The 13,842-nt window shown below is 42.9% G+C and carries 11 protein-coding genes; 2 read left to right on the forward strand and 9 right to left on the reverse strand.

Annotation, left to right across the window (positions count from 1 at the left end; all coding sequences use genetic code 11):
• Positions 1-20: 20 nt before the first annotated feature.
• The 6 genes from B3O12_RS14400 to B3O12_RS14425 all read right to left on the reverse strand — a co-directional run bounded on the left by B3O12_RS14400 (position 21) and on the right by B3O12_RS14425 (position 4,995).
• The gene (locus B3O12_RS14400; RefSeq protein ID WP_286756789.1) at positions 21-437 is read right to left on the reverse strand and encodes a molybdenum cofactor biosynthesis protein MoaE; all 417 of its coding nucleotides are present in this window, start codon (positions 435-437) and stop codon (positions 21-23) included.
• Complete coding sequence (locus tag B3O12_RS14405; RefSeq protein ID WP_286756791.1) at positions 437-676, reverse strand: MoaD/ThiS family protein; 240 nt, start codon at positions 674-676, stop codon at positions 437-439. Before B3O12_RS14405 ends, B3O12_RS14400 begins: the two co-directional genes overlap by 1 nt.
• Positions 677-755: 79 nt before the next feature.
• Positions 756-1,889: a molybdopterin-synthase adenylyltransferase MoeB gene (gene moeB, locus B3O12_RS14410; protein ID WP_286756792.1), complete on the reverse strand. Its 1,134-nt coding sequence runs from the start codon at positions 1,887-1,889 to the stop codon at positions 756-758.
• The gene (locus B3O12_RS14415) at positions 1,882-2,469 is read right to left on the reverse strand and encodes a nucleotidyltransferase family protein (RefSeq protein ID WP_286756797.1); all 588 of its coding nucleotides are present in this window, start codon (positions 2,467-2,469) and stop codon (positions 1,882-1,884) included. The genes moeB and B3O12_RS14415 overlap by 8 nt, the downstream gene beginning before the upstream one ends.
• Before the next feature lie 93 nt (positions 2,470-2,562).
• Positions 2,563-4,521, reverse strand: a complete 1,959-nt coding sequence (gene gyrB / locus B3O12_RS14420; protein ID WP_286747549.1) for a DNA topoisomerase (ATP-hydrolyzing) subunit B — start codon at positions 4,519-4,521, stop codon at positions 2,563-2,565.
• A 108-nt stretch (positions 4,522-4,629) separates the two neighbouring features.
• Positions 4,630-4,995, reverse strand: coding sequence for a CoA-binding protein (locus tag B3O12_RS14425; protein ID WP_286756798.1), 366 nt, complete (start codon positions 4,993-4,995; stop codon positions 4,630-4,632).
• Between the two features lie 96 nt (positions 4,996-5,091).
• Between B3O12_RS14425 and B3O12_RS14430 the strand changes: the two genes are divergently transcribed.
• Positions 5,092-6,297 carry a thioredoxin fold domain-containing protein gene (locus B3O12_RS14430; protein ID WP_286756800.1) on the forward strand — a complete coding sequence of 402 codons (1,206 nt, stop codon included), beginning with the start codon at positions 5,092-5,094 and terminating at the stop codon, positions 6,295-6,297.
• A gap of 20 nt (positions 6,298-6,317) precedes the next feature.
• Here the strand turns inward: B3O12_RS14430 and B3O12_RS14435 are convergent, their stop codons facing one another.
• Positions 6,318-7,889, reverse strand: a complete 1,572-nt coding sequence (locus B3O12_RS14435; RefSeq protein ID WP_286756801.1) for an NAD(P)/FAD-dependent oxidoreductase — start codon at positions 7,887-7,889, stop codon at positions 6,318-6,320.
• A 91-nt stretch (positions 7,890-7,980) separates the two neighbouring features.
• The gene (locus tag B3O12_RS14440; protein WP_189631414.1) at positions 7,981-8,946 is read right to left on the reverse strand and encodes a tryptophan 2,3-dioxygenase family protein; all 966 of its coding nucleotides are present in this window, start codon (positions 8,944-8,946) and stop codon (positions 7,981-7,983) included.
• A gap of 65 nt (positions 8,947-9,011) precedes the next feature.
• On the opposite strand from B3O12_RS14440, the gene B3O12_RS14445 reads away from it, so the two are divergent.
• Positions 9,012-10,226 (forward strand): acyl-CoA dehydrogenase family protein, encoded by a 1,215-nt coding sequence (locus tag B3O12_RS14445; protein ID WP_189631415.1) that lies wholly within the window; start codon positions 9,012-9,014, stop codon positions 10,224-10,226.
• A gap of 249 nt (positions 10,227-10,475) precedes the next feature.
• Here B3O12_RS14445 and B3O12_RS14450 read toward each other — a convergent pair whose 3' ends face one another.
• Complete coding sequence (locus B3O12_RS14450) at positions 10,476-13,607, reverse strand: efflux RND transporter permease subunit (RefSeq protein ID WP_286756803.1); 3,132 nt, start codon at positions 13,605-13,607, stop codon at positions 10,476-10,478.
• Positions 13,608-13,842: the final 235 nt, after the last annotated feature.

Raw genomic sequence — 13,842 nt, forward strand, 5'->3', positions numbered from 1 at the left:
TTCGGTGATTGCCCGAGTATTTAAGGGTGTGCCGAAACCCAAACCTCTCCATCCTCAAACACCTCTTTCTTCCAAATGGGTACTGTTTTCTTCAAAGTATCTATGGCAAATTCACAGGCTTTGAATGACTCCTTTCGGTGAGCAGAAGAGCAAGCAATTACTACTGCGGCCTCTCCTATGGCCACCCTGCCTACTCGGTGATGAATGGCCATATCGTACAAGTGCCAACGCTCAATGGCTTCGCGGGCAATTTTTTGCATCTCTTTTAGGGCCATGGCCTCGTAGGCCTCAAAATCCAAATATTTCACCTCTTTTCCCTTTGTCTTATTGCGCACATTACCAATAAAGACAACCAGACCCCCGCTACCATTATCGGCAACGGAATTAATACACAACTGACTATTCAGCGGCTCCGAAGTAATTACAATGTTTTTCATTAACCTCCACTTACGGGCGGAATTAAAACCACCTCATCATTTTCTGTCAGTTCAAAAGAATCATCAACATAACTGGTATTAACGGCAAACCTGAGCGATGCCAATTGCTCAAATTCGGGAAACTGGTTCACCAAACAGGTACGCACCTCTCCTACACTCTTTCCTTCAAAATCCAGGGTCATCTGTTTTTTTCCAACAATGTCTTTGGCGATACCAAAGGCTGTTATTTGTATTTTCATTTTCCGTTTTGTTTGAGCGTAACGCTCAAGGGTTTAGTTGATCTTGCTTTTTTGAACCTTAACCATAGGTCCGAATGGTTCAATAGGCTGTCATACTTTTATCGATCTCTTTTTGCCAGGCCGTAATACCTCCTTTAAGGTTAAGGAGATTATTAAAACCTTGCTTCTGAAGCAGTTCAATAGCTTTTTTACTCCTTCCGCCTGTTTTGCACATAATCACCACTTCTCTGTCTTGCGGAATTTCACTCGACTTGCTCAGTACTTTATTCAGCGGAATTAACCGACCTCCTAAATTAGCAATTTCATACTCGTAGTCTTCGCGCACATCGATCAATTCGAGTGTTCCAAGACTCATTTTCTCTTTCAATTCATGTACACTAATCTCACGGATTGAAGACTGACCTACAGCGCCTCCACAAAAAGCTTCATAATCTACCAAGTGGGTTATAGTGGGCTCTTTTCCGCTAAGAGGATTCTGGTCGTTTTTTTCTACAGACAGTTGAAAGGTGCTAAAATCCAATGCATCGAAAACAAAAAGCTTTCCACTCAGGGTTTCGCCCACATGAGTCAATAACTTAATGGCCTCATTGGCCATCATTGCACCAATAATTCCCGGGAGTACTCCCAAAACTCCCCCTTCGCTGCAACTGGGCACCATTTCGGGTGGTGGTGGAGAGGGAAAAAGGTCTCGATAGTTGGGGCCACGGCTTCCGTCTTTGTGAACCGCATTGAACACCGACACCTGCCCTTCAAAACGAAAAATTGCTCCGTATACCAGAGGTATTTTTAATAAGTAGCAGGCATCGTTAACCAAATAGCGGGTGGGTAAATTATCTGAACCATCAACAACCAAATCGTAGCCGCCAATGATCTCCATGGCATTGCGCGAGCTAATGGCCTCCTCGATCACATCGAACTTCACATCCGGATTCAACAGCGCAAGCTTTTTGGCCGCAGTTGATGCCTTTGACTGTCCTATTTCCTGTGTATTGAACAGTACTTGCCTCTGTAAATTGGAAAGTGATACCTCATCGAAATCAACAATACCGATTTGGCCAACCCCGACCGCAGTAAGATATTGCAAAATGGGCGCACCAAGTCCTCCGGCTCCAATAACCAACACCGAAGCATTTAGTAATTTCTGTTGTCCTTGTTCACCAAACTCCGGAATTATAATCTGACGATTGTAGCGAAGTAGTTCTTCTTTATTCAATGGCTTTTAGCATTTTTTGGTAATCTATGGGTGTGTCAATATCTGCAATAAATCGGTCGGAAGAAACCTCAAGTCGTTCGACTGCATTCAAATTGTGCTGAACAACTCCCGAACACCCATTGGCACCTTTATGGTTCAGAATCTCATGAAAATGTCTTTTGTCAAAAACAACGGGATTTCCCTTTGCTCCCTTGTAAATGGGAACCAATATGGTTTTCTCGGTATTCCGAAAAGATTGGATAAGACCGGTATAATCGCTGGAGCTTAGCAAGGGCATATCGGCCAGGCAAACCATAAGCGCATCCATTGACATTAGTTTACGCAGTCCACACTGAATGCTGGAAGTCATGCCTCGTTCCGGTTGCGGATTAACGACCAAATCTACCTTTTCGTTAGAATCTACCTGAAGCTCGCTAGCGTTTCTGCCCAACACCAGGGCTATTTTACTCACCTCGGAGTCTAACAAATGCGTAAGGGTAGCTGCAAGTATGGTGGTATGGCCAAAAGGCAATAGCATTTTATTTGGGCCTTGCATCCGGGTGGAGAGGCCTGCCGCCAATAGTACAGCTCCTATCTTCATGACTGGAAGTTGGCGATTTTCTTCTAGTCATTCAACAAAAAAGCTGTCTCGACAAATCAAGACAGCTTTTAATAACTCGAACTCGCTGAGTTCTTAAATATCTACTTTGGCATACTTGGCATTTTTCTCAATAAACTCACGTCTTGGAGCAACTTCATCACCCATTAGCATGGAGAACAAATGATCTGCTTCTGCTGCAGACTCTATGGTCACTTGTTTTAAGCTTCGCGACTCGGGGTTCATGGTGGTTTCCCAAAGTTGTTCCGGGTTCATCTCTCCAAGACCTTTGTATCGCTGAACTGACACGGAGTCTTCTTTGCCATCTTTGGCCATTTCTTGCGTAAACTGGGCACGCTGCTGCTCGTCCCAGCAATAGCGCATTTCTTTACCTCGCTTTAGTAAATACAACGGAGGCAACGCAATATACAAGTAGCCTGCGTCTATTAGCGGGCGCATGTAGCGGAAAAAGAAAGTAAGAATAAGGGTTCTAATATGGCTTCCGTCAATATCAGCATCGGTCATAATCACTATTTTATGATAACGAAGCTTCTCCATATTGAGGGCCTTCTCGTCTTCTTCTGTTCCGAAAGTTACTCCAAGGGCTGTAATGATGTTCTTTATTTCATCATTGTCATAAATCTTGTGTTCCTGAGCTTTTTCAACGTTCAGAATTTTACCCCTTAGTGGCAATATGGCCTGAAAGTGTCTGTCTCTACCTTGCTTGGCCGAACCACCTGCCGAGTCTCCCTCTACCAGATAAAGCTCACTAATAGAGGCATCTTTAGAAGCACAGTCGGCCAGCTTGCCCGGAAGTCCGGTACCGCTCAGCACATTCTTACGCTGCACCATTTCTCTTGCCTTTCTGGCGGCATGTCTCGCCTGAGCGGCCAGAATTACCTTAGCCACAATTTGCTTGGCACTTTTGGGGTGTTCTTCCAAATAGGTATTGAGTACATCGCCAACAGCTGATTCTACCGCACCGGCTACATCGGAGTTACCCAATTTGGTTTTGGTTTGCCCTTCAAACTGTGGTTCGGCTACTTTTACAGAGATTACGGCCGTTAGTCCTTCTCTAAAATCATCTCCGCTAATTTCAATCTTTACCTTGTCCAGCAATCCAGACCGGTCGGCATAGGCCTTTAAAGTTCTGGTCAAAGCCCTTCTAAAGCCCGAAACATGGGTTCCTCCCTCTATGGTATTGATGTTATTCACATAACTCACCACATGTTCGGCATAGGAAGTATTGTAGCTCATGGCTACCTGCACAGGCACATCGTTTTTCTCACCTTCAATATAGATGGGTTGTTCAATAAGGGTTTCGCGAGAATCATCGAGGTATTCAACAAACTCAAGCAAACCACCTTCCGAGAAGAAGGTTTCTCCCTTAAAAGAGCCGTCATCGTTGGTTTCGCGCTTATCAATCAGGTCGATTTTAATTCCTGCATTGAGGTATGAAAGTTCTCTTAAGCGAGAAGCAACGGTTTCATATTTGTATTCGGTAACAATGAAAATTTCCGGGTCGGGGTGGAAATGAACAATTGTTCCGGTTTTATCGGTTTTCCCCACCTCTTTTACATCGTACTGAGGTACACCTCGGGAATATTCCTGCTGAAAGACGGTGCCGTTTCGGTGTACCGTGGCCACCAACTTGGTAGATAGAGCGTTCACACATGATACACCTACCCCATGCAGACCACCGGACACTTTGTAAGTATCTTTATCGAACTTACCTCCGGCATGCAGTACCGTCATTACAACTTCAAGAGCCGATTTTTTCTCTTTGGGGTGAATGTCGGTGGGAATACCTCTACCGTTGTCTTCTACAAGAATTGAGTTATCCTCTTCGATTGTCACTTTAATGTGATCGCAGTGACCAGCCAGGGCTTCATCGATGGAGTTGTCTACTACCTCCCAAATCATGTGGTGAAGTCCCTTAATACCAACATCACCAATGTACATGGCCGGGCGTTTTCTTACTGCCTCAAGACCTTCTAATACCGTGATGTTACCTGCTGAATAATCCTTTTTTGCGTTTGAATTTTCTCCGCTCATAAAATCTCTCTAACAATACATTGGGGACGCCTCAAACATAATGATAGATTGATCAAAAAGATGGGTAATGTGCGCCCCAAAACAAAGCACGAATATAAGTAAAATTGATCAGTAATTGCCCACAGAAAGCATAACTAATGTACAAGCTTCAAGACATTTTATTCCCTGCTTTTCGGCCATGTTTTTAAGTTCTTGATTTTCAGTGCCAGGATTAAAAATTATACGCTCCGGCTTAAGATCCAAAAGGTAATTGTACCACTCTTTTTGACGTTGCGGATTGATATACAGAGTTATGGTATCTACATTCTCTATCAATGGCTTATTGTATAAGTTCAGTATTTTTTCTCCAAACACTTCTCCTTCTTGTATGCCCACAGGAACAAAGTCATAACCCTTATCACTGAGCATCTGAGCTGCTTTTTGAGCGTATTTATAAGGTTTTGGCGAGCTGCCAATAATCACTGTTTTTTTCATTAACCAATATTAACGTATGTAGGTAGCACAAAAGAGGCTAATTGATTGGCAATAATTACCTTTGCCATCGTTAAAAGTTGAAACTAAGACAGAACTATGAAAGTTCATCTCACTTTATTAGGCATTTTTCTTTTCGGCTGGGCTGGAGCTCACGAGCTGGAAAGCATAGACTTTAGAGAGGTTAAGTCTCTCGCAGAGTGGGATGCAATTTTTGAAGAGGCTAAAACCAATAATAAGCTGGTTTTTGCAGATGCGTATACGGACTGGTGTGGCTATTGCAAGAAGCTGGACAAAGAGGTTTTTACAAACCCGGAGGTAATCTCTTACTTTGAGCAGCACTTTATTAACATAAAATTCAATGCAGAAACCGAATTTGGCTATCCGTTGGCCGATAAATATGGTATTGACGGCTACCCTACTATGCTCTTTCTTACGGGTGAAAGAAATGTGTTTTATCGCATTGGCGGTTTCGTTGAAGCTCCTGTGCTCATGGCGCATGGTAAAGAAGCCACTGAAAATTGGACTCTTCTGCCGGATCTGCTTCTAAAATATGATGCGGGGATAATTGAAAAAGAAGAGCAAAAGCAGCTTATAGGTATTTTATCTGCAACCGACCCCTTAAAGGCGCAGGAAGTGGCCAAAGAATTGGCCGATAGTTTTACAGATGAGGATTATATGGAGCTGGAAAACCTATGGTTACTGGCCAACTTTGAAAACACCATCAATTCGCGCCACTTTAACTATATAGCCAACAACAAGGCAAAAATAATTGAGGCCCATGGTATAAGTGAGTTTACAGATTACATGAGTGCCATTTACAACCAAAATCTTCAACTGGCTATAAAGTATGGCGATAGAGAACTGCTGGAAAAAATCGTTTCTGTGGTTATTCCGCTTTTTATTGATCAGGCCGAACTCCCGGCTGCCCAATTTGTAACTCGTTCAGTTTTTTTTGCCGAACGTGAAGAATATGACAGTTACAAGCTGGAAGTAAACAGCTATATGAACAACCACCTGGCCACTGATCAACAGCCTGATTTTGTCATAAGTACTGTAGTTGAAATTATTGAAAGCTTTGGAAGCCAGGAGTTATATGCTTTTAGCAAACAACTCCTCTCCGAATCTTTAAAAATAGAAGCCAACCGGTTTGAAACGCACGCTCTTTTAGGCTACATCAACGGTTTGCTTGGCAATTTTGACAGTGCAAATCAGTGGTTGGAAAAGGCCAAAAGTCTAGCCAAGACTGATGAGCAAGAAGGGTTTGTAGAAAACCTCAAGGAAGCCGTTCGAATGATGCAGTAGGCTCCTGATTTTTTAAAAACTTATCCGTAGGCCTTAATCAGCATATCGGCACACTTCTCGCCATCCATGGCTGCAGAAAGTATACCCCCTGCATAACCTGCTCCCTCTCCGCACGGGTAAAGCCCCCTGATCTGAATATGCTCACAGGTTTCTCTGTGTCTGGGTATTCGTACTGGCGATGAGGTTCTGCTCTCCACTCCCACAATTTGGGCTTCGTTGGTATAGTATCCTTTCATTTTTCGACCAAAAGCCTTAAAAGCAGCCCTTAGTCGCTCATGAATGTCTTCCGGAAGCACTTCATTCATATTGACACTAACTAAACCGGGTTGATAGGATGTTTCATTTAAACGAGAGGAAATTCTACCTTCCACAAAGTCAACCATTCGCTGAGCCGGTGCGGCCTGGGTTTTGCCGGCTGCTTCAAAGGCCCTCTGCTCTATTTGTTGTTGAAAAGTAAGCGCTTTAAAGGGATCGTCAACCGTCTGAATATGCGCTACATCTTCCAGCTCAATGGCCGTAACAATACCCGAATTCGCAAAGCGAGAATCACGCCTGGAAGGACTCATTCCGTTTACCACAATTTCTCCGGGAGCCGTGGCCGCTGGTACTATGAACCCGCCAGGGCACATACAAAAACTAAACACACCACGTTGTTTCTCATTGTAATAGGTCTGATGAACCAAGGCATATGAACTGGCCGGCAACCACGGTCCACGATCTACTTCACAATTGTACTGAATTCGATCGATCAATTGCTGGGGGTGCTCAATTCTAACTCCTAAGGCAAAGGGTTTGGCTTCAACAAAAACCCTTCTTTTATGAAGCAAGTGGAAGATATCTCTGGCTGAGTGACCCGTTGCAAGAATGACTCCCAGCCCTTCTATTTTTGTTCCATCGTGAATCACTACACCCTTCATCCGATCTTCCTCCATCAGGAAATCGATGACCTTCGTATCAAAGAGAATCTCTCCTCCTGAATCCAGAATGGATTGGCGGATCTCCTGAACCACTTTAGGAAGTTTGTTGGTACCAATGTGTGGATGAGCGTCTAAAAGAATATCTTCTGAGGCACCATGAGCCACCAGGATTTCCAGTGATTTTTGAATGTCTCCTCTCTTTTTGGAGCGTGTGTATAGTTTACCATCAGAATAAGTACCGGCTCCACCCTCACCAAAACAGTAGTTGGATTCCGGATTTACCCTGTGTTCTTTGTTAATGGCAGCCAAGTCTCTTCTACGCTTTTGCACATCGCTTCCCCGCTCCAAAACAATGGGTTTAAAACCCAGCTCAATACAGCGGAGTGCTGCAAACATTCCGGCAGGACCAAACCCCACAATCACAACGGGCTCAGCATGAGATACATTGGGGTAATCTCTTTTGTAGGAAATGAGCGGTGGCAGACCTTCTTTCACAGAAACCAATGCCTCCATGTTCACCTTCAGACTTCTACCACGGGCGTCAATGGAGCGCTTTAGTGGCCTCACTTTTACATCGGCCTCTTTTATTCCTGATTTTTTAATGAGTGCTTCCTCCAGCACATCAGGATTAAAGGCCTCCTCCGGCCTAAGGGTGAGTTTTATTATCTTCTGCATATAGAGTTTCTATCTCTAAAAATGGTAATCAGAAATCGGTTGATCAGCAATCAGTAAAACACCGAATACCAGACTAACTGTTTTCTGTTTTCTACTTTCTATTCAACTGCTCCAAAACCCAGTGTTTACCCCACTCCTCTTTTTCTTCTTCTGACCATATATCGGGAAAGAAAATTATTTTCTGAAAACGTGGCGGAAGGTACTTCTGCCAGTTGGTTCCTCCTGTTGCCGCAATATCTTCAGGGCTTCGCTGCAAATAGCGTACGGCAGACCGATAATGAGCCAAAGGCCAGTCTACGTTGGCCAGTAGATCGAATGCTTTGAGTTGCTCCACTATTCGATCTTCTCCGGGTTGCCCTTTGTAATGCTTTAAATATAACTGATTGAAGTTGCAGGTTTTGGTATCCTCGGCCAGTTGTAAAAACTCCTTAGAGTACTTTTCTTCGAACTGCTCTAACGTAAGTGTTTTCTTTCCTGACTTTAGCTCAGTGGCGCCCGTCTTCCAATAGATACAATCGTATAACTGATCTATGGATGCGTAATCATCAAATTCATCTCGTTTATCTTTATTCACGAGGTTTATCAGGTCGGTAGCTCCAATCTCAATCATTCGGTACTGAGCCGATTGAAAGCCGGAAGAAGGAAGAAGAGACATTCGGAACTGAAGAAACTGCTCTTTTTCCATGCCCTCTGTCATAATACTGAACGAGTGGCAGAGGTGCTCGAAATAATTATTCAGTCTTTTTAACCTTGCTTCGAAGAAAGAAACATCGGGGTGCTGTCTTTCAAAAATCTGTTTCATTTCCCAACGGCAAAGCTTAAAATAAAGCTCAGTGATCTGATGGTAGCAAATAAAGACCATTTCATCAGGGAAACTGGTTTTAGGTTGTTGTAGCCCAAGTAGGGAGTCCAGGTTAATATAATCCCAGTATTTTAAATAATCGGCATGAAGTAGCCCATCCAGGTAAGAAGCCATATCTTGCCCCATGGCTTCATATTTCTCCGAAAGCTTTTGTAATCTATCAAGTATCTTTTGGTCTATTTCCGATTGGTTCATACGTTTGCATAGGTTAAAAAGTGGGTGCAAATTTGACCACAATTCATTCAGAAACCAAATTACCTATGGCTACCGATAAAGCATCTCAAATTCAGAAATCATCCAAGCAAGATCTTTTTGAACATCCGGACTTTTACTTACTGGACGACTTGTTGAGTGAAGAACATAAAATGGTTCGCTCAGCTGTACGTGACTTCGTAAAGCGAGAAATATCTCCGTACATCGAAAGCTGGGCTGAGCATGCTTACTTCCCTTACGAGATGGTTAAAAAGTTTGGAGAAATAGGTGCTTTTGGTCCACAGTTGCCCGAAAAGTACGGCTGTGGAGGCATGGACTACATTGCCTATGGTCTGATTATGCAAGAAATTGAGCGGGGTGATTCCGGCATGCGCTCAACGGCTTCCGTTCAGGGTTCTTTGGTTATGTACCCTATTTACAAATTCGGAAATGAAGAACAACGTCAGAAATACCTCCCTAAACTAGCTTCTGGCGAGTGGTTGGGCTGTTTTGGCCTTACAGAACCCGATCACGGATCTAATCCTTCGGGAATGACTACGCACTTTAAGGATATGGGTGATCATTATCTGTTGAACGGTGCCAAAATGTGGATATCGAATGCTCCACATGCCGATGTTGCCGTAGTATGGGCTAAGAATGAGGAAGGCAGAATTCATGGCCTGATTGTAGAAAGAGGCATGGAGGGCTTTAGTACCCCAGAAACACACGGCAAGTGGTCTTTGAGAGCCAGTGCCACCGGTGAACTGGTTTTTGACAATGTAAAGGTTCCGAAAGAAAATCTCTTACCGGGCAAAAGCGGGCTGGGTGCACCAATGATGTGTCTCGATTCGGCACGTTATGGTATTGCCTGGGGCGCCATTGGAGCTGCCATGGACTGCTACGAATCGGCCAGAAGATATACCCTTGAGAGAGAGCAGTTTGGTAAACCCATTGCTTCTTTTCAGCTACAGCAAAAGAAACTGGCCGAAATGTTGACCGAAATTACCAAGGCTCAATTGCTAAACTACCGTCTAGGACAACTCTTTAATGAAGGAAAAGCAACTACTGCACAAATCTCTATGGCCAAAAGAAATGCTGTGGAAACCGCTCTGAATATTGCCCGTGAAGCGCGTCAAATGCATGGAGGAATGGGTATTACTCAAGAGTATCCTATGATGAGACACATGGCAAACCTGGAATCGGTAGTAACTTACGAAGGAACCCACGATATCCATTTACTTATTTTGGGTGCAGACATTACGGGAATTCCGGCTTTCAAATAAACTCCCTTAGCTACACCTTCTTAAAAGGCTCTTAGTATAAACTACCCCGACTGCGCACAGCCCGTGAGGGAAAGGTTGTTGACAATTCAGCAACCTTTAGCTAAAAGAGACACAGCAAGGATTACATAACAGCTATAGTAAGAAGTGGTTTTAGTTTCATTGTGGTCGACATGAAAACTCAATAATAATTAGACCTTAGGCTATGCCTGACCGGAGCTACTTTTAAGAGGATTCCTATTCTAAGTAATGCTATCGTCTATTGTTTATAAGCTGTTTTCTGCTGCTCAAAAAAACCGGAAGGCATAGAAACACTGCTAAAGTGGAAAACACCAGGCCTCCAATAGTTCCAATGGCTAAGGCAAACCAAAAATATTCGGACTCGCCTTCTACTAAAAATGGAATGAGCCCAAAACAGGTAGATAGAATGGTGAGCAAAATGGGTTGTGCTTTTCCCAGAACAGACCGTATAACCGACCTATTGTAGTGCTTTAGGCGGGTATTGTTTAAGTCGTTCACCACAAATATTGAAGCATTTACTACCAGTCCACCAAGCATTATAAAGGCCGCAAAGCCTCCCGGATCGAACCGAAAATCGAACAAAGAAAAGATTAGAAATAAACCAATGAATGAAATGGGTATGGTTATAATGATGTATAAAGGCTGCTTGAGATTTTCGAAAAGAATAGCACAAACAAAGAAAATACCTACCATAAGAAGCGGCAATAAGCTATACTGTCGCTGTTTCTGTTTAAAGCTAAAATATCGGTTGTTGGATTCTATACTATAACCAATTGGAAGGATCTCCTCCATTTCTTCTATACTCTTCTCCAGATATTTTCTCCCAAAATTCGAAGACCCCAAATAATCGAATGAAAGTCTTCTCAGGTATTGCCTGTCTTCTTTCTTGAGTTCATTGGCGGTTTCTTCAAAAGTTAGTGTAGCATAATCCTTTATCTTTACCAGACGTGCAGTATCTATAGGTAGAGCTTCTTGCATTAAATCCCATTTAGAGAACTCTTCAGCATTTTTAGCCTTTATATACACTGGTAGTCTTTGGTTGTTAAGGTTTGCCTCGAGAGAGCGCCCCCCCGGCTTGGTAAGATCGCCAAGTGTTTGAACAATTCTACTTCGGCTAAGGCCTGCATCGGCCAGTCGCTGAACATCGAAATTAAGCACATACTCCGATGTTTTTACACGTGAGTAGCCCAATTGTGCATTGGTATTTACTTTTTGAACCCTCACATGCTGCTCCAGTCTGTTCGCAAAAATTTCTGCCTGACGCCCAAGTTCATCATAATTATATCCTTTCATAATTACTGAATAGCTCGGAGTCTGATTACTCTCGCCTCCTACACTAAAGCCTTGGCCTATTCCAAAAATAGACCATTGCACTCCGGTTAAATCTAACGAACGTGCCTGTAGCCTCGCTTTGAGCTGGTATGGCATAGCACTGTTATCATAGGCTTCTTCAAAAGTAATTTCTATACTACCAGAGAGATTATTCACGCGTGTCACGTACTTGTCTATACCTTCTACAGTGGTCAAGTATTCTTCTATTTTAGACATAGCATAATTGGCATCATCCAGAGTAGTCCCGAATGGTAAGCGCGCTACCACCATTAACTTAGTTCGCTCAGGTGTACTATAATAATAGCCTTCGTATACTTCGGTGACGAATTTGCGAAGGGCCCCTCCTAAAGCCTTATCTACTATGGGTCGAATATCGTCCTGATACTTATCGCTCCCGATCGTTTTATTGTACCAATCTTGCCCTTCTATTTGCACAGGCAACTGAAAAACCGGTAGACCAAAAGCCAATATAACCACCACAATAAATGCCTTACGGTAGCGCACGACAAAGCTTATAATTCGACCATAAAATTGGAAGCCTCTAACCTTTCTTCTGAGTTTACGGAATGTGAGTGCGGTCTCTTTTCTCTTGAGTTGATAACCAAAAAGGAGCTGATAAAGAGCGGGGGAAAAAAACAGGGCTATTAGCAAAGAGGTAGCCAGATTAATCGATACTACAATACTAAAGTCTGTAAGGTCCCTGCGATCTTCTTCAGGCAATAGAAGTACAACCAGCAAGGCCAGTATTGTGGTTATGGAGGCTGCCATCAGAGCCAGAAAGATTTTTGAATTCTTTTTACGATGCAGATGATCGAGCATTACAATGGCATTGTCCACAATGAGTCCAAACGATATTGTGAGTCCCGCTATACTATAAATATGCAACTCTACATTTAACGCATAGATGATGATAGCCGTAATGCACAGATTAACCAAAATACCCAGAAAAAGCGTAAACAGGTAGCGCAGATTACGATTGATAATAAAAATAAAGAGCACGAGAATAGCTATGGACATACCCGTTCGCATATAGATTTTGTCCATTTCTTCCTGAAGATACTCTGTTTCATCTTGTTCTAATCTGATCTCAACATCGGAAGGTAGCTGATGTTTTAGCTCTTCAATCTGAGCCCTGACTTGTTTAGCCAGTACAATCTTATTGACTGAGGGACGGGCATATACAGACATATAAACGGCATTTTGCCCATTAATGCGTGTATAAGAAGTTGGTTCTTGCTCCTCTACATATACACTGGCAATATCTTTCAGATAAATGGGTTTACCGGAAACAACAGCCACTTCAGTTCTCTCCAGATCGGGTATATCGGGTATTTGGGCAGTAGTCTTGAGAAAGTATTGTTGCCCACCCGGTAGTTTGGCTAAGCCTGCATACACTGCACTATTGTAACTATTTAACGCCCTGCTTATATCGGCTTTGCTCAGCCTGTACCTGATCAAAGCCATAGCATCAAAATCTATGGTTATTTGCAAAGGGTTTCCACCGCTAATTTCAATACTGTGTATATCCCTGAGCTGGCTAAGCGGTTTTCTGACATACTCCTCTACATCTTGTTGCAGCTTGAAGGGAGCGTATGGCCCGTTAATCGAAAACATGAGCATAGAACTACGCTGCTCATCCGCATCCTGTCCACCCCGTTGGTCTACCCTTGGGTAACTCATGTTCTCAGGTAGCTTTTTGTATAGGTTTCGAATAATGGCATTCACCTCGAACTTTCTAAATTCCATATCCTCCCCTTTATCGAAAGTCATGGTAATGTAGCCTCTATTGTATGCCGATGTGCTTTCTAAGGTGTTGGTGCCTTCTATTTGTGAAAGGGCATTTTCCAAAGGTGAAGTTGCCAGGCGCTCCACAATATCGGGCGAAGCATTGGGCAAGCTGTAGCTTATATGTAACGCTGGAGTTGAATATGTAGGCGTAAAATTGATATTGAGCCCTGGAATACAGGCCACTCCAATAATGGCCAACACCAGAAAAATAATTACTACTCTAAAAGGTCTTTGTGTCTGCATTCAGGAACAAAGTAGCAAGGAAATCACAAAAATCCACCTCTCAGGATATAATTACTCACATTCACTGATAACCTTTAAATTGACCTTAAATACGCAAGCAATTATATTATTATACTTTTATAGTTTTTTATATTATTTGCATTAGTTAAAAAAATTATTTTACTTAGTTTCACTTTCAATTCCGGAAAGAAAGAAGGAAGCTCATCCTACCAATTGGTACACGAGCGCTATAAAT

The sequence above is a fragment of the Roseivirga sp. UBA838 genome, from assembly GCF_002296035.1.
GTDB lineage: Bacteria > Bacteroidota > Bacteroidia > Cytophagales > Cyclobacteriaceae > Roseivirga > Roseivirga thermotolerans.

What these genes read in the sequence shown, in the direction of transcription:
- B3O12_RS14400 (WP_286756789.1), bottom strand. Translation starts at nt 437, where the DNA reads ATGAAAAACATTGTAATTACTTCGGAGCCGCTGAATAGTCAGTTGTGT.
- B3O12_RS14405 (WP_286756791.1), bottom strand. Translation starts at nt 676, where the DNA reads ATGAAAATACAAATAACAGCCTTTGGTATCGCCAAAGACATTGTTGGA.
- B3O12_RS14415 (WP_286756797.1), bottom strand. Translation starts at nt 2,469, where the DNA reads ATGAAGATAGGAGCTGTACTATTGGCGGCAGGCCTCTCCACCCGGATG.
- gyrB (WP_286747549.1), bottom strand. Translation starts at nt 4,521, where the DNA reads ATGAGCGGAGAAAATTCAAACGCAAAAAAGGATTATTCAGCAGGTAAC.
- B3O12_RS14425 (WP_286756798.1), bottom strand. Translation starts at nt 4,995, where the DNA reads ATGAAAAAAACAGTGATTATTGGCAGCTCGCCAAAACCTTATAAATAC.
- B3O12_RS14430 (WP_286756800.1), top strand. Translation starts at nt 5,092, where the DNA reads ATGAAAGTTCATCTCACTTTATTAGGCATTTTTCTTTTCGGCTGGGCT.
- B3O12_RS14435 (WP_286756801.1), bottom strand. Translation starts at nt 7,889, where the DNA reads ATGCAGAAGATAATAAAACTCACCCTTAGGCCGGAGGAGGCCTTTAAT.
- B3O12_RS14440 (WP_189631414.1), bottom strand. Translation starts at nt 8,946, where the DNA reads ATGAACCAATCGGAAATAGACCAAAAGATACTTGATAGATTACAAAAG.
- B3O12_RS14445 (WP_189631415.1), top strand. Translation starts at nt 9,012, where the DNA reads ATGGCTACCGATAAAGCATCTCAAATTCAGAAATCATCCAAGCAAGAT.
- B3O12_RS14450 (WP_286756803.1), bottom strand. Translation starts at nt 13,607, where the DNA reads ATGCAGACACAAAGACCTTTTAGAGTAGTAATTATTTTTCTGGTGTTG.